Annotated in this window: 17 protein-coding genes; 6 read left to right on the top strand and 11 right to left on the bottom strand. The window is 56.2% G+C overall.

Annotation, left to right across the window (positions count from 1 at the left end; all coding sequences use genetic code 11):
- Positions 1 to 33 precede the first annotated feature (33 nt).
- Entirely contained in the window at positions 34 to 1,182 is a 1,149-nt protein-coding gene (locus EP166_RS13575) for a glycosyltransferase family 2 protein (RefSeq protein WP_127557825.1), read from the top strand.
- On the top strand, positions 1,179 to 2,312 hold the full coding sequence (locus tag EP166_RS13570; RefSeq protein WP_127557824.1) for a DegT/DnrJ/EryC1/StrS family aminotransferase: 1,134 nt from the start codon (positions 1,179 to 1,181) through the stop codon (positions 2,310 to 2,312). The genes EP166_RS13575 and EP166_RS13570 overlap by 4 nt, the downstream gene beginning before the upstream one ends.
- Before the next feature lie 25 nt (positions 2,313 to 2,337).
- Here EP166_RS13570 and EP166_RS13565 read toward each other — a convergent pair whose 3' ends face one another.
- The 6 genes from EP166_RS13565 to EP166_RS13540 form a co-directional block, all read right to left on the bottom strand.
- Positions 2,338 to 5,004, bottom strand: coding sequence for a tetratricopeptide repeat protein (locus tag EP166_RS13565; protein WP_127557823.1), 2,667 nt, complete (start codon positions 5,002 to 5,004; stop codon positions 2,338 to 2,340).
- A 65-nt stretch (positions 5,005 to 5,069) separates the two neighbouring features.
- Positions 5,070 to 6,452, bottom strand: a complete 1,383-nt coding sequence (gene prsR / locus EP166_RS13560; protein ID WP_127557821.1) for a PEP-CTERM-box response regulator transcription factor — start codon at positions 6,450 to 6,452, stop codon at positions 5,070 to 5,072.
- A 16-nt stretch (positions 6,453 to 6,468) separates the two neighbouring features.
- Positions 6,469 to 8,505, bottom strand: coding sequence for an XrtA/PEP-CTERM system histidine kinase PrsK (gene prsK, locus EP166_RS13555; RefSeq protein WP_127557819.1), 2,037 nt, complete (start codon positions 8,503 to 8,505; stop codon positions 6,469 to 6,471).
- Between the two features lie 179 nt (positions 8,506 to 8,684).
- Positions 8,685 to 9,059, bottom strand: coding sequence for a hypothetical protein (locus EP166_RS13550; RefSeq protein ID WP_127557817.1), 375 nt, complete (start codon positions 9,057 to 9,059; stop codon positions 8,685 to 8,687).
- A 114-nt stretch (positions 9,060 to 9,173) separates the two neighbouring features.
- Positions 9,174 to 9,956 carry a PEP-CTERM sorting domain-containing protein gene (locus tag EP166_RS13545; RefSeq protein WP_164743935.1) on the bottom strand — a complete coding sequence of 261 codons (783 nt, stop codon included), beginning with the start codon at positions 9,954 to 9,956 and terminating at the stop codon, positions 9,174 to 9,176.
- Between the two features lie 504 nt (positions 9,957 to 10,460).
- A complete protein-coding gene (locus tag EP166_RS13540; RefSeq protein WP_127557813.1) occupies positions 10,461 to 10,886 on the bottom strand; it encodes a hypothetical protein in 426 nt (141 codons plus the stop codon).
- 457 nt (positions 10,887 to 11,343) lie between these two features.
- Here EP166_RS13540 and glmU point away from each other — a divergent pair, with 457 nt between their 5' ends.
- The 4 genes from glmU to EP166_RS13520 all read left to right on the top strand — a co-directional run bounded on the left by glmU (position 11,344) and on the right by EP166_RS13520 (position 17,057).
- Entirely contained in the window at positions 11,344 to 12,702 is a 1,359-nt protein-coding gene (glmU, locus tag EP166_RS13535) for a bifunctional UDP-N-acetylglucosamine diphosphorylase/glucosamine-1-phosphate N-acetyltransferase GlmU (RefSeq protein WP_127557811.1), read from the top strand.
- Positions 12,703 to 12,844: 142 nt separating this feature from the next.
- Entirely contained in the window at positions 12,845 to 14,674 is a 1,830-nt protein-coding gene (glmS, locus tag EP166_RS13530; RefSeq protein ID WP_127557809.1) for a glutamine--fructose-6-phosphate transaminase (isomerizing), read from the top strand.
- Between the two features lie 153 nt (positions 14,675 to 14,827).
- On the top strand, positions 14,828 to 15,892 hold the full coding sequence (locus EP166_RS13525; RefSeq protein WP_127557807.1) for a DUF7151 family protein: 1,065 nt from the start codon (positions 14,828 to 14,830) through the stop codon (positions 15,890 to 15,892).
- Between the two features lie 91 nt (positions 15,893 to 15,983).
- On the top strand, positions 15,984 to 17,057 hold the full coding sequence (locus tag EP166_RS13520) for an acyltransferase family protein (RefSeq protein ID WP_127557805.1): 1,074 nt from the start codon (positions 15,984 to 15,986) through the stop codon (positions 17,055 to 17,057).
- 66 nt (positions 17,058 to 17,123) lie between these two features.
- Here the strand turns inward: EP166_RS13520 and EP166_RS13515 are convergent, their stop codons facing one another.
- The 5 genes from EP166_RS13515 to EP166_RS13495 all read right to left on the bottom strand — a co-directional run bounded on the left by EP166_RS13515 (position 17,124) and on the right by EP166_RS13495 (position 20,932).
- Positions 17,124 to 17,534, bottom strand: coding sequence for an acyl-CoA thioesterase (locus tag EP166_RS13515; protein WP_127557803.1), 411 nt, complete (start codon positions 17,532 to 17,534; stop codon positions 17,124 to 17,126).
- Positions 17,531 to 18,562: a histone deacetylase family protein gene (locus EP166_RS13510; RefSeq protein WP_127557801.1), complete on the bottom strand. Its 1,032-nt coding sequence runs from the start codon at positions 18,560 to 18,562 to the stop codon at positions 17,531 to 17,533. The genes EP166_RS13515 and EP166_RS13510 overlap by 4 nt, the downstream gene beginning before the upstream one ends.
- 143 nt (positions 18,563 to 18,705) lie before the next feature.
- The gene (locus EP166_RS13505) at positions 18,706 to 19,215 is read right to left on the bottom strand and encodes a PEP-CTERM sorting domain-containing protein (protein ID WP_127557800.1); all 510 of its coding nucleotides are present in this window, start codon (positions 19,213 to 19,215) and stop codon (positions 18,706 to 18,708) included.
- A 156-nt stretch (positions 19,216 to 19,371) separates the two neighbouring features.
- Positions 19,372 to 19,629, bottom strand: coding sequence for a DUF2061 domain-containing protein (locus EP166_RS13500; RefSeq protein WP_342775634.1), 258 nt, complete (start codon positions 19,627 to 19,629; stop codon positions 19,372 to 19,374).
- Positions 19,630 to 19,729: 100 nt separating this feature from the next.
- Positions 19,730 to 20,932 (bottom strand): DUF418 domain-containing protein, encoded by a 1,203-nt coding sequence (locus tag EP166_RS13495; protein WP_127557798.1) that lies wholly within the window; start codon positions 20,930 to 20,932, stop codon positions 19,730 to 19,732.
- Positions 20,933 to 20,955 lie beyond the last annotated feature (23 nt).

Genomic DNA, 20,955 nt, shown 5'->3' with positions numbered 1-20,955 from the left:
TAATCGTTACCACCCTGGTCCAAGGAGTTGACCATGTTACCTGCCCTGTTCTGGATTCTGGCGGTCTGCGCCGTTTACAGCTACTTTCTCTACCCGCTGGCGCTGATCGCGCTGCGCGCCATTACCCGCCCCGAAGCCATAGCGCCGCCCGAAAGTCACACCGGCGAACCCCCATTTCTGAGCCTTATCGTCACCGTTTACAATGAAAAACACCGCATCGAGCAGAAAATTCAGAATGTGCTAACGCTGGATTACCCGGCCGATCGGTTGGAGCTCATTGTCGCGTCCGATTGCAGCGATGATGGTACCGATGAACTCGTGCAAGGCTATGCCGAACAGGGCATCCGGCTGGTGCGTGCCGAGCAGCGTCTGGGTAAGGAAAACGCCCAGCTCGCAGCCATTCAGGCTGCGAAAGGCGAGGTGCTGGTTTTTTCAGACGTCGCCACTCAGATGGACCCGGAAGCCTTGCAGAACCTGAGCCTGTATTTCGCCGATGCCCGAGTCGGCGCCGTCTCCAGTGAAGACCGCTTCATCAGTAAAGATGGCAAGGTGGCCGGTGAAGGCGCCTACGTTAAATATGAAATGTGGTTGCGCCAGCAAGAGAGTCAGCTGGGTGGCCTGGTAGGGCTGAGTGGCTCGTTCTTTGCCGCCCGGGCAGAGGTGTGTGAACAATGGGACATCCATTCCCCGAGTGATTTTAACACCGCCCTGAATTGCGCACGCCTGGGGCTGCGCTCGGTCACCGCGCCCAATGTTCTTGGCTATTACGAAGACTTGAAAGATGCCTCCCGAGAGTACGCCCGCAAAGTTCGCACTGTATTGCGGGGTATGACTGGCCTGGCACGCCACCCGGACGTATTGAACCCCGTTCGGTTTGGCTTGTTTTCATTCCAGGTGTTCAGCCACAAGCTAATGCGCTGGGGCGTGCCCTGGTTTTTGCTGGCGTTGCTCGTTGTTACCCTGGTGCTGGCGAATGATGGCTGGATATACACCCTGGCTCTGGTGGCGCAAGCGGTATTCTATGGTATTGCAGCCTGGGGGCATTGGGGGCGTGGTGGGCGCAAAAATGGCGCTGTGCGCTTGGTGTACTTTTTTGTTCAGGTCAACCTGGCCCTGGCTGATTCCGCCATTCAGTACTTCAAAGGCACGCGCATGACCACCTGGAAGCCATCAGCCCGATGAGTTGGGTCGTGTATCCGCCAGCCGGTAATCCCGTTGTGTTGCGGTCGTCGGGCATTGACGTTGCCAGCCTGTTTCCCGCGCATCATCTGGTTTGGTTGCAATCGGGAACCGCGGCACTGGCGTGGTGTTTGTGTCAGCACCGGTTGCGGCACCCCGAGGTTACACAACCAGAAGTATTGATACCGGGCTATGGCTGCCCCGATCTTGTCGCCGCCGCCGATTACGCGGGCTACACCCCCCGCTTGGTGGACCTGGCAGAAAGCACCAGTGAATACGATGCGGCTGCCCTGTTGGCCGCGGTCAATGAAAACACCCTGGCGATACTGGCTGTCAACTTTTTGGGGCTGGCAGCCAACGTGAGCGCTATTCGGGCGCTGCTGCCCGAAGCCTCGTCAATTGCAATTATTGAAGACAACGCTCAGTGGTTTCCAGAGCCGGATCGGCCTGCAACAACCGAGGCCGATTACCTCACCTTCTCGTTTGGTCGTGGCAAGGCCATCGGGCTACTGGGCGGCGGGCTGGTTGCTGCCCGGGCTCAGCCGGTGCCGATGGATGCATTGGCGTCCTCTACCGACAAACGCTGGCCGATAAAAGCCCGGCTCTATAACGCCTTGTTGCACCCGGCTTTGTACGGTTTGGTGACGCGGCTGCCTGGCTTGTCGTTGGGCCAGACTCGTTATCACGCACTGGAAGCGCTGCAGGAAATGGGTCCGCAACCGAAGCGTGTTCTAGCGGCGAATGTTGAATGTTACCAGCAGTTCGATACCTGGCGGGAAGCCTGTTTCGACGAGGCTTTTACTAACATCAGTGCAGTTCAGGTGCCAGGGCTGACAACCCAGGGAAGGCACACCGCTAACCGGGGGCGCTTGTTGCGTTACCCGGTGTTGCTGGCGAACCGTGAACAGCGGGATGCAGCGCTGGCTTCACTGACCCAGGCAGGGCTGGGCGCTACGGCCATGTACCGGCACGCTTTGCCAGACATAGCCGGTTTGGAAGGGCGTTTCGAGCGATCGTTGGTGCCCAATGCCCGGCAATTTGCCGACCGGTTGGTGACCTTGCCGGTTCACTCAGGTATTACCCGGCCGGTTATCGAGCGCATTGTAAACACGCTGTCCCGGGCGTTGGAGTAACCAGCCCGGACAGTTCTGTCTGGCCTTAGGCCGGCGCCGCGTTACTCGCCTCGGCTTCTTGCAGGTGTTGTTCAATGTCGGCATTGTTCGGTGCCAGCTGACGCGCCCGCGTCAGTACGGTAACCGCTTGCTGATGCTCCCCGTTCAGGTGCAGTAACCAGCCATAGGTATCCAGAATGCCTGGGTTTTCAGGGGCGATGTCTGCAGCCCGGGCGGCAAGATCTAACGCTTCCGTCGGGCTATCTTCGCGCAGCAGCCAGGCCAGGTTGTTTAATGCGGCAACGTGGCTTGCATCCCGCCGAACGGTTTCGCGATAGGCGCTGATGGCTTCGGCATGGGCCTGCTGATTCAAGTAATGGTTTCCTTTCATGAACCAGGGGGCAGCTGCGTTGGCATCGACCTGATGCCATTGCTCCAGTGCAACGACCAGTCGTTCTGGTTCCAGATCACTGATCAGCGCTGTATAGATGGCGGCTAACTCGCGGCTGGGGGAACGAGTCCAGTAGGGGCGTACAAAATCGAGCGCGTCGGCGCGATTATTGTTAGCGGCCATCAATCGGGCTTTCTGCGCCACTATGTTGAGATTGTCGGGTCGGCTGGCCAGCAAGGTGTCGAGCCGGGCCTGGGCGTCTTGGCTGTTGCCCTGGCTGTTATCGATTTGCGCAGCGAGAAACTGCGTCGGCAAGTCGTTCGGCTGGCGCAGTTCAGCCTGTTTTATCCAGCGATTGGCATCGGCCCAGTTACCCTGACTGGCGGCTTGTTGCGCTCTGGCCTGAAAGTACTGGCCGGTCATGGCACGCGCTCTTGGTTGCTCTGAATCCTGATACTGGCTCGCCAGTTCTCCTGCCTGGTTCCATTCACCCAGCGCGAGTAACCGGTTCATGGCAACCGAGTTTAACTCCAGTGCAACGTCTTGTGGGCTGGCGGCGGCTTGCTCCCTTAGCCAAGCCAGGGTATCGGTAGCCGAGGTGGCATCGGTACGCCATTGCAACGCGGCTTCCAGCAAGTCGGGCCGCTCAGGAATAGCCTGATAGCCGCGCATCAGCAAGTCGGTTGCAGCCAGCGTTTGACCTTGCTGGCGCATCAGTTGTGCGGTGGTCGGGTAGGCTTCGGTGAATTCAGGGTGGTCTTCCAGCAGTGAGGTCATTTGCACCAGGGCCCGGTTGGCGTTGCCTGCACGATAGTCAAGCATGCTGCTTATCCAATAGGGGTTAGGCTCTTCGGGATAAGCCCCGGTGAGTTCACTGGCAATGCGCTGAGCCTCCTCAATTTCGTCTTCAGCCACAAGGGTGGATACATAGAACTGCGTGGTCAGCCAGTCGGCAGGATTAATGGAGTAGGCTTTGCGCAGGTGGCCAAGGGCAAGCTGGGGTTGATCGCGGTCGGCATAATATTGCGCCAGCATGAGCATCAGTCGGGTGCGGTCTGGCTCCAGCTCGAGCGCTTTACTCAGTGTCTGAATACCCAGTTGGCTGCGCCCATCGCGCAACAGCAGGGCGCCGTATAACGCCAGCAGGTCAGCATCGTCTGGGCGGGCCAGTAACGCGGTGCTGAGTACATCGAGTGCTTCCTGGCTGCGGCCGAGTTCGACCTGTGCCAGTGCAGCAGCTTGCACAAAGGTTGCCGGTGCGGTTTCAGGGTCTAGGTGCTCCGAAAGCAGCTGTTCGCCTTCGGTGACTTCGCCGTCTTGCAGGGTCAGCAGGCCCAGCATCATGCCGGCGTTCCGGTTAGCCGGGAACTGGTTCAGAATATCCTGAAAGGCGTTTTTGGCGCTCAGCACGTCACCGCGGCTGGCGGCGGTGATGGCTTCCCGGTACTGCTGCTGGGCGGAATAGGCTTCGGGATTCGCCTCACGCACGATGTTGTTGTAGGCCGTCGCCTCTACCGGGCGGCCCAGTTCTGTCAGCACCGACGACAACAACTCCAACACCTGTATCCGCTCCTGAAGCATCATGTCGGTGGAGGGCAGGTCGATCAGCGCCTGGGTGAGGTGCGCTTCGGCCTGAGTCAGTTGGTTGTTCTGGTAGTCCACCCGTGCTGCCAGGTAATTAACCTCGGGCAAGTCTTTTTGAGCTTCAGGCAACCGGTCGATCAGTGCATTGGCTTGCTGGTAGCGGCCGGTATCGGTCAGAGTGGTAATCAGGTCCAGAGTTATGTCGGAATTTTCCGGGTAGTCTTCATGCAATTGAGTCAGGCGTTGCACGGCTGCCTGGGTGCGGCCATTCTGGAAATCGACAAGCGCCAGCAGCCGGCCCTGGGTCGCCGGGTTTTCATCGGGTGATTCCACGCTGGCCAGCACGGTTTCTGCAGAAACAAACTTGCCTTGTTTTAAATACGCCTGTGCCAGTAACTGCCGGGTTTCATCGGTGTGTCGGTCGCTGACTGATTCCAGCAGCGTCTGGGCACTGCTCGGGCTGCCAATGGTCAGCAGTAAGCGGGCATAGCGATGGGTCTGTGCAAGGTCGCCGGGATTAGCCTGTATGGCGTTGCGTTGCTCAATCATCGCTGCGCGGTATTGGCCTTGCTCTTCATAAGATTGGCTGCGTTGCACATGAGTGCTGCTGACTTCGTTGCCGGGCGTATCGTTGCAGCCGGCCATCAGCAGGGCAACGGTGAAGCCCGCAATCCACCATAGGGGCCGTTGTATCACCACGGGTGTTACCGGGTTTTCAGATTGGGAAATCCTGTTCATGGTGTTGCTGTCCTTGTTTTTTTTGTGGCAGACGGATGCGCCGGTGTCAATCGGTGTCGCGGTATTCACAGCGAATCTTCCTCTGTTTTTTTGTCGGTGCTCAGAGAATATTTCCGGATCAGGTCGTAGAGTGTCGGGCGGGTAATGCCCAGCATTTTAGCGGCCATGGAGACATTGTATTCACTCAGTGCCAGCGCCTGTTCTATGGCTTCCACTTCTGCTGACTGACGAATTTTTCGAAGGTTAAGGTTTAAAACACCGTCCCCGTCGCTTTTCAGGTCGAGGTCTTCGGCATTCAGAATGTGGTTGTCGGCCAGCACCACCGCGCGTTTGACTTTGTTTTCCACTTCCCGAATGTTGCCAGGCCATTCGTAGGCGTCAATGCCGGCCAGGGCATCGTCGGAAAAGCGCAGGCTGCGTTGTTTCATTGAGCGACTGTATTTTTGCAGGAAGAAATTAGCCAGTAAGCGCGCGTCGGTTCCGCGGCTGCGTAAGGGTGGTATGTCTACAACGATCTCGCATATCCGATAATACAAATCTTCCCGGAATTCGCCGTTGCTGACCATGGTTTTAAGATCTTTGTTGGTTGCGCAGATCACCCGGGCATCGATACTAATGGCCTTGCGTCCGCCGACCCGTTCTATCACCCGCTCCTGCAGAAAGCGCAACAATTTGGCTTGCAGTGGCAGTGGCATGTCGCCAATTTCATCAAGAAACAGGGTGCCACTGTTGGCTTGTTCAATGCGGCCCTCGGTGGTTTTTCCCGCTCCGGTAAAGGCCCCTTTTTCATAACCAAACAGTTCACTCTCAATCAGGTTTTCAGGCACCGCTGCGCAATTGATGGCCACAAAAGGGCGATCTTTGCGGTCGCTCATGGTGTGGATGGCGCGCGCCAGTACTTCCTTGCCGGTGCCACTTTCGCCCAGCAAGGTTGAGGTGACTGGCGACTGGGCAATCTTTTCCGCCATGCGGCAGACCCGTTTCATGGTCGAATCGGCCGTTACCAGGCCGGCTATGGGTTCAAAAAAGGCTTGTTGGGTGCGGTTTTCGTGTTCAAGCCGGGCTATGCGGAAGGCTTGGTCTACCACCAGGCTCAGCCGTTCCGGGTCGACTGGTTTCAGATAAAAGTCGAACGCCCCGGCGGCAATGGAATCGAGCGCGTTCTTGTGATCGTTTTTTCCAGTCATCACAATAATCTTGCTGTCTGGCGCAATGGTAAGGATGTCGCGTATGCAGGCAAAGCCTTCACTGACGCCTTCGTCATCCGGCGGCAAACCCAGGTCCTGAATGATGATGCTGGGGCTATACATGCGCACGGCATTCAAGGCTTCGGTTCGGTCTTTCGCGGTAATCAGCGTCGACTCGAAGTCATCGAAGTGCCATTTCAACTGGCTTTGCAGGCCTTCATCGTCTTCTACGATCAGTATGGTCCGATCGAGCGCTTCCATGGGCTCTCCTCCTGGTTTACTGGCCATTGTCACTGAACACAATGGCAAATTCGGTACCCTGAAATGGCTCACTGTTAACACGTACGTGGGCACCAATATGTTCAAGATACGTTTTGGTCAGGTAGGCGCCAATGCCTACGCCGGTATCGGTTTTGGTGGTGCTGAAGGGTTTGAACAGATGGTCCTGTATAAACTCGAGCGGCATGCCGGTGCCGGTGTCTTTAATGCTGAGCATGGGCGCACCGGTTGGCGATAGCCCGACCGACAGCGTGATGCGACCATCTGGCAGGGTGGCATCCTGGGCGTTGCGAATCAGGTTTTTGATCGCCAGCATGAACTTCTGCCGGTCGGCATCGATGGAGAAGTCTTCGTCCGTCAGTAGCTCGGGTTTCGGGTCCCGGTCGCTGCATTCGCTGACCAGCTCGCGCAGCAACTCATGAACCTGCAGTTGGCGGCGGTCTTCTTTTCCGGTCGGGTTGAACTTTGACATCAGGCCTTGCATGCGTCGTACTGAGCTGGCGACGGTCTTGATCATGTCGTCAATGAAGGCCGGATTGGCTTTATGACGTTCGGCGTTGCGGTGCAGCAAGTCGAGCTGGGCCACTACGTTGTTCACATCGTGCATGATGAACGCCGACAGCCGGTGGTAGGTTTCCATTTGCTGGCCCTCACTGATCAGTTTTTCCTGCTCGTGCAAACGGATGTGGCTGGCGATCTGGGTGCAAACGTTGGTCAACAAATCCAGGTCTTCAAAGGTGATGTTAGGAGCGGCGATGGGTTGCTCCAGAATCACAAAGCCGGTCATCTTCATCTGGTTAAGCAGTGGCGCCATGATCCAGATGCGTGAATCGTCCCGCACCCAGTCTGGTAAGGTGTCGTTGTACATGGCCAGACTGGGGTTGTCGGTATGGGGAACGAAGATCCAGGCGTGTTTGACCATGGTACGAACAAAGGGCTCGCCCAACGAAAGCTCCCGTGGCAGTGATTCCCGCCGCATGGTCGAGGCTTTGAAAGACAGTGTTGGGCCTGTGTTGATCCACAAGGCACCGGCGTTCGACTTTACCGCCGTGCAGATTACCGACAACAGCTGTTGGTGGTAATGCCGGTGCGAGGGATCAAGTTCTGAAAGCCGGCGAATAAGGGTTAGCCACTCTTGGCGGTAATCGTATTTCTGATTAAAAAAGTGCTTGCTGGCCATGACTTCGAAGCGCTGTCTCAGCTCTTTGGAGATGAACAGCGCGGCGGCCAGCAAGAGTACGATCAGGGTGAAGAGGGTGTAGATATAACCGCTCCAGAACCCCCCCAGTATTTTAACGTAAGACCCGCCAATGGCCGCCAGTGCCATGAACCCCAGCGTAAACACAACCGAGGCGGAATAGAAGAACACCGGACGCGACAGCTGCAATTGCGGCCGGTGGTTCTGGTAGTCCCGAAACAACAGGGTGCCGATCAGCAACACCACCGCCAGTAACCAGGCAGCGGCGGTGCGCGTTTGCCAGGCCAGGGTGGAGATGCTGCCGGAGAACAGTTGCTGGCCATACACCAGTACATCGGCCGCCAGGGAAAGAGAGAGACAAACGGCAAGCAGTTTGATCAGCCGGTGCGGCCGAACGTTACGCACCGTTTGTTCCGTCATGATCAGAATTGAAATGGCCATGGCGATATACAGCGAGGCCGTCAGCCAGGTGGCGCCGCTGAACCGCCAGATCACCAGCAATGCCGTTATCACCAGCGCAATAAACACCAGAGCAAGCCCGAGTGTGGCGCGTGGCCATTGCGACCATTGGGCGTGCCGTTGCAACAGCCAGCCCATGGCGGCAAACCAGCCTGCGAAACGCAGCACTTCAGCGGATAATAACCAGGTGGTGACGTTACTGGAGAGGGAATAACTGCCCAGCAGGGCGATCAGCCAGGCAAGTTGTGCCGCGACGCCAAGTGACAACGACCATTGCCAGCGTTGGGTGCGAGACCGATAGGCCATAGCCATGAGCAAACAGGCCGTAATAAGAGTGGCCGTGCTGATGACCGTATAGGTGACCGAGAGGTAGTTCATAGTCCGTTATAGCATTCCCTGAGCGGTTCTTGGCAGAACACTGTTCATCCTTGATAAGGCGACAGTATAGCGCTAAGTCGGGTCAGGGTCAGGCAGGTAGACGAAAAACTTTACAATTTGGGGCGATTGTGCAAAAGGAGAGGGCAGATTGGCGTGGGCAGGGAGAGCCATTGCGCTTTTCAGCGTGCCCGAACCCAGTTGCTGTAGATGCCTTCGTGGTCAAATGCGGCGACTTCAATAATGGCCGACTCGGGGTTTCTGATGTCTTTCAGTAAATACTGGTCGATGCCATTGTCGCGAATCAGCACGACGGTAAACCGGTTGTCGTTGGCCTGACGGTATCGAATCTCAAAGCCACCGAGTTCTTCTGGCGGAAGCGGGTCACCATTGGTGCGTTCTTGCGGGGTTTCCCAATACAGCATGACGTCGCCCTGGCTGAACCCCTGGGGCGACATGCAGCCGGCTAGAGATAACGCCAACGCAAACAGGCCCAGGTGCAATACCCCGGGCCGTCGGTTCAGTACAGCATGTTTCAATGGGTCGGTTACTGCCATTACTGCTTCCGGAGGAGGGCTGGCACACCACACGGTAAATGCCAGCTCTGAACAGGATTAACTCCCGGATCTGTCTAAGCGCTGGTCTTGTTCAGACCAAACCGCCAAACACCTTTATTGGTGGCGCAGCCGACGACGCGCTGCTCCAACACCAATCAGGCCGAGGCTCAACAGTGCCAGCGTGGCTGGCTCCGGTACCGGAAGCGAGCCGACGGTGATGGTATCGATACCCCAGCCATCGTTCTTGTTGGTTCCGTTGTCGAACAGCAAGGAAGCGCTGCTGATCGCGACATCGGCCATCAAGGAAACGTACATCAGATTGCCATTACTGAGCGAGCTGTTCAACTGTGTTGTGTGCTCGGTACCGTCATCGAACACCAGTTTGAGCGATGCGCCCTGGTCGTTGACGTCTGACAGGTAGAAACCAAGGCTGTCAAAAAAGCCGACACCTGAGATATCCCAGCTGACGATATCCGCATCGTTGCTGTCGAGCCAGTTGGTCGCGTGTGAGGGAGAACGTCCGAATTCGCCGGTGCTGCTGTTTTCAATCATCAGCAAGTCTGGGCGAACATCGCTGCGGTTGGCGGCGCCGTCCGATTTCACCATGGTGAAGGTACCAACCGCCGTGCTGAACTGTTCAGAGGCCATCACCCAGCTGCTTTGCTGGTTGCCGGTTTGCACCGCACCAAGAGACGTAGCTCCAATAGCGGATACCGTGCCCAGATTATCGAAGGTTTCCTGCTGATAGCTGGCCAGGCTGCTGAGGTAGTCGGCTTCGGCCTGCGTTGCTTGTACCGACCCGTAGCTGACGTTGGAGTAGATGATGGCAGCCTGAGCGCTGGAAGCGGCAACCAGAGAGGCTATGACAACCGTAAGTGAGATCGTTGATTTACGCATATTCATTCCCTGAGACAAGACCGACTGAAGACACTTCAGCGCTCTTACGGCGTAGCCAATAGACACCAAATGGTTGACTACGCCCGGTCATGGTCGCCTTGCAGCGACGTATGGCAGACTCATAGCGATTATCGTGCCAGACTTTAATGGTGGTCTTAAACCGGTAGGGAGACAGAGGCGTTCGCGACTGTTTGCCGATGTCTCAACGGACTGGTTGGTTGTCGCCAGGCCTTATTGTATGGGAACAATCCTGTGGTGCAGCGGGCACAGACCGGGCATTGTAAAAACCTCTGCCATTGCTCAGGCTGAGAATGCATTGCCTTAGGTAAACAGCGGTGTGTTAAGAATATCGACACACCGGTTTCTTGGTTGTGCAGGTATTAGGCTGGCTGGGACAGAGCAGGAGTGGCGGGGCAACGCTGGCTCGGTTTAGGTGACCAGGTCCCTGGTCCTGTGATGAATTAATGCCTTTTAAATCGGGTCATTCCCCACAAGCAGAATCGGTTAACTGCCCTGGGCAACGACAAACTCGCTATAGATGCCGTTAGCATCAAAAACGGCCACTTCGAACACCAGATCATTCACATTGGTCAGCGCATCGAATGAGTATTGCTCAACCGCGGGGTTGTCGATCACGATGTTGGTATAGTCGTTAGAGTTCATGGCGCGATAGCGGATTTCATAACCCCCGATGTCTGTGAAATCCATCGGCTCGCCGTTAAGGCGCTCTACCGGGGCCGACCAGTACAGTGTCAGTGCGCGGGCGACTGAGTCGTCACTGTCATCTCCGCCACCACCAGAACCGGCATTGTCGCTGTTAGAGCTTCCATTGTTGGCTGTGGTATCGGGAGAGCCAAAGTCGGCGGGTTCAATCTGGCAACCGTACAGCGCCAGCAATGTGGTGCAGATAATGAGCAGTCGTGCCGTCATATAGAGGAAGCCTCTGACCTGGTGCAGTGAGTAAATTGCAGTGAGAGCACTATACGGAGTCTTGATGGTCCCGCCTGTGACGGAGTTCATAAGCTGCATAACGCTGACAAAAGTACTGATGTCTGTAACAAAAATGGCGCGTTTTCGAGGTTTTTCCGTGGTTAATTTGACGTAGTCGATGATATTTAGGGAACCAGTTCACGTTACTCGGGGAACAAATACCGCCTGTCGGAAAACTGACGGTATCGCATTGCGATCCGGCGGCCTTAAACCGAGTAGTTGGGCTCATAGCCCGGTGTGTTGGTGGTGCAGTGCGGGGCGGTGGCAGGCGGGCTTGTCGTGTGGTTGCGGGGGTGAATTGCCTGTCAGGAAAATCCTGACAATTGCTCACTTGCGACCTGAAGACTTGGCGCTAGAATGCAGCGAATCGTTAATGATCGGGTAACAGGAGAAAGAAATGGATGTCAGCGTAGTTATTTTAGCGGCGGGTCAGGGCTCAAGGATGAAATCCCGCCTGCCCAAGGTGTTGCACCGAGTTGCCGGCGTGCCCATGGCCCGCCACGTCTATCAGACTGCATGTCAATTCAGCAGTGACATTCACCTGGTCGTTGGCCATGGCGCCGACCAGGTTCGGCACGAGTTCAGTGACACCAATGCCCGGTTCTGGCTGCAGGCAGAACAACTCGGAACCGGCCATGCGGTCGCCCAGGCAATGCCGGGCGTGCCGGAGACCGGCGCCGTGCTGGTGTTATACGGCGACGTGCCGCTAACCCGCGCCGAGACACTCAAAACCCTTATTGACCAAGTCACCGAACACACCATGGGGCTGCTGACCGTGCAGTTGGAAGACCCGGCAGGCTATGGTCGTATCGTGCGCGATGCGAACGGGCAAGTGGCTGCCATCGTTGAACACAAAGACGCCTCTGCCGAGCAACTGGCCATCACCGAAGTCAACAGCGGCATTATGGCGTTGCCCGCCTGGATGCTTCATGCCTGGCTGCCCCGGCTGCAAAACAACAATGCTCAGGGCGAATACTACCTGACCGATCTGATCAGCATGGCAGTGAGCGAGGGGATAGCGGTTCAGGCGGTACAGCCACTGGACGTCGAAGAAACGCTGGGGGTGAATAATCGGCAGCAACTGGCAGTGCTGGAGCGCTGGTTCCAGCAGCGGGCGGCGAATGCACTGATGGCGGAAGGCGCGACCCTGATGGACCCGGGCCGGGTAGACATTCGTGGCACCGTGCGGATCGGCCAGGATTGCCTGATCGACGTTAACGTAGTGTTTGAAGGCGAGGTCGAACTGGGCACCGGTGTGCGCATCGGGCCGAACTGCGTGATTCGCAATGCCCGGCTGGGCGACGACGTTGTGGTTGAGGCCAACACCCTGATCGATGGCGCCCAACTGGGTGCTAACGCCACGGTCGGCCCTTTTGCCCGGCTACGCCCGGGCACCGAGCTGGATGAGGGCGCCAAGGTGGGTAACTTTGTTGAAACCAAGAAAGCGCGCCTCGGTGCCGGTAGCAAGGTGAACCACCTCAGTTACATTGGCGATGCGGTGATTGGCGAAGGGGCCAACATTGGCGCTGGCACCATTACCTGCAATTACGACGGCGTGAACAAGTTCGTAACCGAGATTGGCGCCGGTGCCTTTGTTGGCTCCAACAGCACCCTGGTTGCGCCGGTTACTATTGAAGCCGGTGCCTTTGTCGGTGCCGGGTCGGTACTGACCAAAACCGCACCGGCCGACCAGTTGACGGTTGGCCGGGCCCGCCAGGTGACGGTGAAAGGCTGGACGCGTCCGGCCAAGCAGTAGCGGCAACGCACAACGAATTTGTACGCAGAAGAGACCGACTAACTTTGAATTCAGCCTGGGCGGTGCCATCACGGCCCGGGCACTCACAACCGATTCATGACGGCCCAAAAGAAAAGGGCGACGAATCACAAGGAGCAAAACTATGTGTGGCATTGTAGGCGCAGTAGCACAACGGGACGTGGCAGAAATTCTGGTCGAAGGCTTGCGTCGTCTCGAATACCGGGGCTATGACTCGGCGGGCGTGGCGATCATTAGCGACGAGCAAATGCACCGGGTGCGTCGTGTCGGTAAGGTCAGTGAATTGGCGGCGGCGCTTGACGAGTCACCACTTACCGGCGGTACCGGCATCGCCCACACCCGCTGGGCCACGCACGGCCAGCCAAACGAGCGTAACGCTCATCCGCATGTGTCTGGTGACAACGTGGCCGTGGTGCACAACGGCATTATTGAAAACCACGCCCGTTTGCGTCGTGAACTGGAGCAGGAGGGGTTTGTTTTTGCCTCGGAAACCGATACCGAAGTCATCGCCCACCTGATCGAAAAAGAACTGCGCACCGCCGACTCCCTGTTACAAGCCGTGCAGCGCGCGCGCAAACAACTGGTCGGCGCTTATGGCACGGTGGTGATGGACCGGCGTGACCCGTCTCGCCTGATCGTCGCTCGCTCCGGCTCGCCGCTGGTGATTGGCCTGGGCATTGGTGAGAACTTCATTGCGTCTGACCAACTGGCCTTGCTGCCGGTAACGCAGCAGTTTATTTTCCTGGAAGAAGGTGACGTTGCCGAGATTACCCGGCGCAGCGTGCACATTGTGGATGCAGACGACCAGGTGGTCGAACGCGCCAGCCAGACCAGCGACATCACGCACGATGCCGGCGACAAGGGCCCGTTCAAGCATTTCATGCTGAAAGAAATTCATGAACAGCCCGACGCCATCAACAACACCCTGGAAGGCCGCATTACCGATACCGATGTGGTTACCGAAGCCTTTGGCGCGGGGTCCAACGACATTCTCGCCGGTGTTGAAAACGTTCAGATCGTCGCCTGTGGTACGTCTTATCATGCTGGCCTGGTGGCGCGTTACTGGTTTGAAGAAGTCGCCGGTGTGCCTTGCCAGGTTGAGATCGCCTCTGAGTTTCGGTATCGCAAATCGGTTGTCGCGAAGAACGCCCTGTTTGTCACCATTTCCCAGTCGGGCGAAACCGCCGACACCCTGGCCGCGTTGCGGTTGGCGAAAGACCTGGGTTACACCTCTACGCTGGCCATTTGCAATGTGCCGGGTTCATCGCTGGTGCGCGAGTCGGACCTGGCGTACATGATGCGGGCCGGTGCTGAAATTGGCGTCGCCTCCACCAAAGCCTTCACCGTTCAGTTGATTGGCTTGATGTTGCTGGTGCTGAGTGTTGCCAAGCACCGGGGTGTGGACCAGACCGTGATCGGCCGAATCGTTCAGGGCTTGCGTGGCTTGCCCGCCCAAATGAAGCAGGCGCTGACTCTGGCGGAGACCATTGAAGACCTCGCCGAAGACTTTGCCGATAAACACCATGCGCTGTTTCTGGGGCGCAGTACACAATACCCGATTGCGATGGAAGGTGCGCTGAAGCTGAAAGAGATCAGCTACATTCACGCCGAAGCCTATGCCGCCGGCGAATTGAAGCATGGCCCGCTGGCGCTGATCGACAGCGACATGCCGGTGATCGTAGTTGCGCCGAATAACGACCTGCTGGAAAAACTGCACAGCAATATGGAAGAAGTGCGCGCCCGGGGCGGCCAGCTCTATGTGTTTGCTGACAAGGGCGCGCATTTTACCGCGGGCGAAGGGCTCAAACTGATCGAACTGGAACCGATCGACGACATACTGGCCCCGGTTCTGTATACCGTGCCACTGCAGTTGTTGAGCTATTACGTTGCCATCATCAAGGGTACCGATGTCGACCAGCCCCGTAACCTCGCCAAGTCAGTCACCGTCGAGTAGGGCAATCAGCCATCGCCCCTTTTGGGGTGATGGCTGGTCAGTTGTGTAAATAGATGGTATAAACCGGGGCCAGAAAGGGAATCTGGGTTGAGTGGTAGGAAACATCGTTACCACCGCCCCGGTAGACTGTTTGAATCAAAAAGGAATTTGATAATGCTTCCTGCTGTATTTTTTTCACGGTTAGTGTTTCTTGCCCAGCGCGTAACCACCAAAGCTCCCTCTGTTTTATTCGCCATCTGTGGCCTGGTTCTGCTCGCCACCGGCTGTGCAGGAGGCTCCGGCTCCGATTCTGGCGGCAGCGTCAACAACCAGTCCCAATCGCCCGGCACTGCCCTGCGTACCTCCTCGTTTGAGTCGTCGACACTGTGTCCGAGCGGTGGTGTGTTGCTGGAGCTCGGTTTCGACACCAACAAAAACGACATCCTCGATGAGGACGAAGTGCAGACCACACAGGAAGTGTGCCATGGCACAAATGGTACCGATGGGTCCAATGGCACTGACGGTGCGGATGGTGAAGATGGAACCGACGGCGTAAATGGAACTGATGGCGTAGATGGTACACCCGGGCTGGTAAATCTGGTCGAACTGAATGTTGAATTACCTGGCCCGAATTGTCCCTATGGCGGAACCCGTATTGACAGTGGCCTGGATGCTGACGGTAACGGCAGCCTGTCAGAAACTGAAATTGGCAGCCTGACCCAATATGTATGCGAGCAACAAAGCTGCCTGTGGACAGACAACGACGATGGCACAACAACCATCAGTTGTGATGGTGAAGATGACCGGGTGGTGTTGAACCCGGATGCGCTCGGTTTTACCTCTCGTACCAGCTGTGGCGTGTCTATTGATCACCCAGAGGTTGATGACGCTACGATCCCATTGATTTATACGATTGATGCCATTGGCGATTACCTGAAATTCGCTACGCTGAATGTTCTGGATGGTGATCGACAGGTCTCCAATTCCCGACTGCTCACAGCAACGATGGCTAATCCAGCCGAATTCACGTTTGGTGCCATTACGGTGTACTTCGATACGTATGGTATGGCAACCGGTGGCCGATACCAGGCATCGCTGAACAGTACAGAAAATGAGTTTTCCATTCTTTATTTTGACAGCGAACTTTCTGGCGGAGGCCCGGTTGGCGCAATTTTCAAAGCGTTTACTGACGAAGGTGGACCCGGCGTATGCAACCGGGTGTTATCGGTCGCCGATTAAACGTTGAAATTTGGCTAACAAAACTTGTTAGCAAGGACGAACACAATACCGGGTAACTGGTATTAACCACAACCGTTACCCAGGGACGTGTATGAACAATCTAGGCCGTAGCTTGCATATCGATGTTGCAAAAGGCATTTCCATCATTTTGGTGGCCTTGTCGCACAGCAACTTCATTTATTTTGCTCCCAAATTTTCATCTGCCCTGGCCTTGTTCCGGATGCCGTTGTTTTTTTTCCTGTCGGGCATTTTCTTCACCACGGCGGTCAGTTTCAGGCCGTTTCTCCTGAAGAAAGCGGATGCCCTGTTAAAACCTTACGCCATTACCATGCTGCTGGTGTTGCTTGTGCTCTTCATGGCGGACTCCGGAGCCATGCTGTACAAAATAAAGGTCGTTCTTTATGGCAATGGCCAGATCACCAAGTGGGAACCCTTATGGTTTTTGACACACCTGTTTGCGTTGCATGTCTTGATGTATCTGAGCTTCCGGCTCATGCGAATCAGTGCCTGGCCCTCCTACCTGAAAGTCGTGTTCGTGGTCGCTTTGCTGGCGGCAGGTAGCCTGCTGATCGATGTGTTCTGGAACAAAACGATCTCGATTCTGGGTCAGTCGGTTGAATTTCCTGGCTTGCCTTTTAGTCTGGATCTGGTGCTGATCAGCAGCGCCTTTTTCTCGATGGGGTTCTTTTTGAAAGACAGGGTCGTTGAATTCAGGCCCGTGCTGCCAGCGCTGGTGTTTGCAACGCTTGTACTGGTGGGTGTTGCCTACTTTACCCAGGCAGAACTGGTGTTGTTCAAGCGCATACTGAATGAACCGGTATTCGCCTTGCTCGGTGCATTCAGTGGCATATACATCGTCTTGTGTGTGTCCTGGATGTTATTAAAAACCGACAGAGTCAGCCGGTTGCTGATTCTGTATGGCCAGAAGAGCCTGTTTATTCTGATCTTTCATATGTTCATTGGGCGAAGCCTGTTCGAGGCCATGATGCGCTATTGGGGTGACCAATATGAGCTGTATTATGCGTTGCTGTCTTTCGTGGTGAGTATCGTTGTACCAATCTACATCGCCAGACTGGTAGTACTCAATAAAGTGCTGACGTTTCTGTACCTGCCACATACCGGTATTAACCCCACCGGACCGGCATTAAAAAGCAAGGTCGTCTGAGCCAACCACACAGGATGAGACTTGTGTCACAACTGAAGGTTCAGACTGTAAAGTAATTCGACACGACTATTGCTCTGGCCGGTGTGACAACTGCGCAATCAGGCCCCCGGGTATCGAGGGCCGACCGCGCTGATTGAGCGCCGTTGCGATTATTTTTGCATCCAGGCAGAGGGCATTGTCCGACTGCCGGATCACACTTTGTTCAAAGACAAACCGAATTCTGTCCATCATGCTGAAATTCAGGCCAATGTAGAACTCATCCTGGCTGGTGAGAGAGCGTTTGTAATCCAATTCGGCCCGCACGACCACCAGGTTGATGCCCTCGCGGGCCAGGGCGGCGAAGTCGACCCCCCGGGCCAGCAGGAACTCGTGCCGGCAATGCTCCAGGTAGTTCTGGTAGACCGCGTTGTTGACGATGCCCTGCAGGTCGCATTCATAATCACGGACTTTGAAGTCGAGTCTGTACTGATAGCTCATTGGTTCGATTCAAACCCTTCCAGCACATTAACGGCGTTAATGCCGATGGCGTCGACATCGTAACCGCCCTCCATGGTGAACAGTGTCGGGAGGTTCAGGTTGGCGATGCGCTGCCCCATGGTCAGGTAGTCGGCCGAGGTCAGTTTAAAGAAGGAGATCGGGTCGCCTTCAAAGGTATCGACCCCCAGCGCCACGATAACGGCATCCGGCGCGTACCGTTCAATTTCCCGACAGGCCTTCTCCAGCCCTTCCTGCCAGACGCTAAATGGGGTGTTGGGTGGGTAGGCAATGTTCAGGTTATACCCCTCGCCTTCGCCCTCACCGGTTTCGTCTTCAAAACCGAGGAAATGCGGGAAGGCAAAGTCCGGGTCGCCGTGCAGGCTGATGGTGAGCACATCGTTGCGGTCGTAAAAGATGCTTTGAGTGCCATTGCCGTGGTGGAAATCGACATCGAGAATCGCCACGCGCTGTGCGCCCTGGTCCAGAAACGCCTGGGCAGAGATGGCGGCGTTGTTGAAAAAGCAGTAGCCGCCGTACATATCAGAGGCGGCATGATGGCCGGGCGGGCGACACAGGGCGAATGCTGCCCGGTCGCCGCTGGCGACACGCTTCTGCGCCGTTAACGCCACCTGAGCGGAGGCATAGGCGGCATCCCAGGTGCCTTCGGTAATGGACGACTCGGCTGAGAAGCTGAAGTAACCAAGGCGGCCATCAATGTCTTTGGGTTCGCGGTGTCTCATACCCCGCCCGGCCCAAATGGCAGGTATGGCCTCGCCGGGCTTGCCAGCGGCGGTCCATTCATCCCAGCATTGCTTGAGAAAGTCGACATAGTCGGCGCCGTGAATGCGCAGGATCGGGTCGAGACCGAATTCTTCGGGCTCGATGACATCACCCAGCTTCTGATGAATCACTCGCGCCAGTATGGTCTCGGCCCGGGAGGGTTTTTCGTAGGGGTCGACCAGAATGCCGCCATCGAGTTCAGACTTGACCGTACGGCGATGATGCAGGGGCGAGAAAACGGTTTTCATGGCGGTTGAGATCCGTGAATTTGGGAAAGCGCACTTTCTCACAGCAGAGCGGATCTCTCAATGCTTTGGCGCGGCGTGGGGCCTGAATGTCAGGCATAAAAAAACCCACCAAAAGGTGGGTTTCTTCACGACTGCCAGTTGGATCAGGCGTTGGCGTCTTTACGACGACGAGCAACAAACAGACCGAACAGGCCAGCACCTACAAGGGCAATGGTACCTGGCTCAGGCACTTCGGTGATGACCGACAGCACTGAGTTGCCAACGTAGAAATCGCCCAGCAAGGACTTTACAGTTACGTCCAGCATGCCGTCGGCGTTCAGAGAGGCCAGGGCTTGGAGCTGCAGTTCACTGTTGAAATCGTTGGCGAGAAAAGTAACACCGCCAGTGTCGAAGTCGAAATCTTCAACGGTCACCAGAGTCCACTCAAAGCTGTTCCACCACTTGTCTTTATCGTCACGGATATCGATGCTCAGGGTACCGCTTACGGCTGTGCCCAGAGTGAACGCATCGTCGTTCAGATCGTGTGTGTAGGAGAATGTCTGCGAGGTAGACAGATACTGGTTCTGTTCGACGGTGTCAACGATCAGGCCAGCGTGAGCAATGGAGACGCTCGCTACCAGACCGATCAGAGTCAAACCTATTTTTTTTAACATGAAAGAACCCCTTCCTTTGTGAGATGTAACATTTCCATTTTCATGGCTGTCGTTACTATAGCAAGGGTCGGGCCAACCCTGCGGAAGCCCGCTATTCAGGGGTTTGGTGCTGGTTGAGCCGGCTGATCGGTTGAACTCTGTAAAACTTGCCGACACTCAGGCGCGAAGTGTCTCAAGGTCTGCGTTGCTGCCCTCAGGGTTTTTAATTCGGCGCCAGACTTTTTCATGAAAATAAAACGCCACGGTGTTGATGGCCGGTTCCACCATGGCCACCAGGCTGCCGATCAGTATGTCGCCGGTCAGTGCCCAGGTCACCAGGAAGGCAACGGTGAAGTGCATGACGGCGAAGGTAACGGTTTTGACCAGATCGCGATTCCGGGTCAGGGCTTTGGTTTTTTGCAGTGCTAGGTACATGAGAGCGATTGCCTGTTATGTTCGGTAATACCGCAAATGATAAACACTTTCATTTGATAATTAAGACTATCGATTTTATACGTTTGATAGTCTTGGTATATCAGTTGCTATTCATCCGCCGGAAGGCCAGCCAGCGCCACAGGCGTTCCAGTGGCCCCTGGCCAATGCGGGTAATCCAGACGTGGGCAATGCCTATCTGTAATACCGTGATCACAGCGACGATCAGTAGGGTTTCGAGCCGGTTCAGGGTACCCCAGAGGCCGGGTGCAATTTGTGAGAAGAACAACACCGTCAGTGTCGACTGGCTGAGATACAGCGTAAAAGCCATCTTGCCGGTGTTTCTGAGCGCGGTGATCAGCCAGTGCCCTGATTTTGCCAGGGGCACCAGCAGCGACGCATAACCGATCGCCATGGGCGGGCCCGCTATCATCATCAGGCTGATGGTCGATTGTGCCGCGCTGGATTCCGGCCCCCACCAATACCGCAACCCCGTAACCCCGGCCCCCCAAAGGAACCCGAGCGCCCACAACGGCAGCGCCCAGCGCCAGGCATTCGGGTTGTTAAAAAAGCCGACACGGTACAGTGCGATACCGATCATCATCAGCCCGGTACTGAACCAGAAGGTGATGAACGGCATCACCATCAACATGAAGGCGTTTTCCGTGATGTTGTTTAAGGTTCGTTCGCCCAGATCACTGTTGGCCGCGCGCAGTTCTGCGAGCGCTTCCTGGCTAAAGGGCAGGTCGGGTACCTGCATCAGGTTCTCGCCAGTCATCAATGAGCCAAAGAGGGTATAACCGAGGAGCAACTGGCCGATCAGCAGAAACACAATGCCGGTGCTGACCAGACGGCGCACGGAGTCTCCGATGTGGCGAATCACGAAGAACCCACAGAGTGCATACAACGCCAGCACATCGCCAAACCAGATGAAAAATCCGTGCAGCAGGCCAATGACCAGCAACCAGCCAAGCCGACGCTTGACCCAAGGTTTGGGTGCGGTTCCGCGTTGCGCCATTCGGTCCCATTGCACCGCCAGGCCAACGCCGAACAATAGGCTGAACAGGCTCATGAACCGGGATTCAACAAACAGCGACTGAAACAGATACACCCAGTCGTCGACCGGGCCACTCGCCTCATGCCAGCGCGGCACCGAGTAGGCGATGTCTGGCGCGGTCATCGAGTAGATGTTCATGATGTAGATGCCGAGAATGGCAACACCGCGTATCAGGTCGAGGCTGTCGATCCGGTTCTGTGCGCTGGTCGGTTGCATGGCGGGCGGTCGGCCAAATTGGGAAGTTGCCATGCAGTTTGCCAGAAAAACCACGG

This window comes from Saccharospirillum alexandrii, from assembly GCF_004000275.1.
Classification (GTDB): domain Bacteria; phylum Pseudomonadota; class Gammaproteobacteria; order Pseudomonadales; family Natronospirillaceae; genus Saccharospirillum; species Saccharospirillum alexandrii.
The sequence above is the reverse complement of the archived record's forward strand: the minus strand, read 5'-3'. Positions and strand labels throughout refer to the sequence as shown.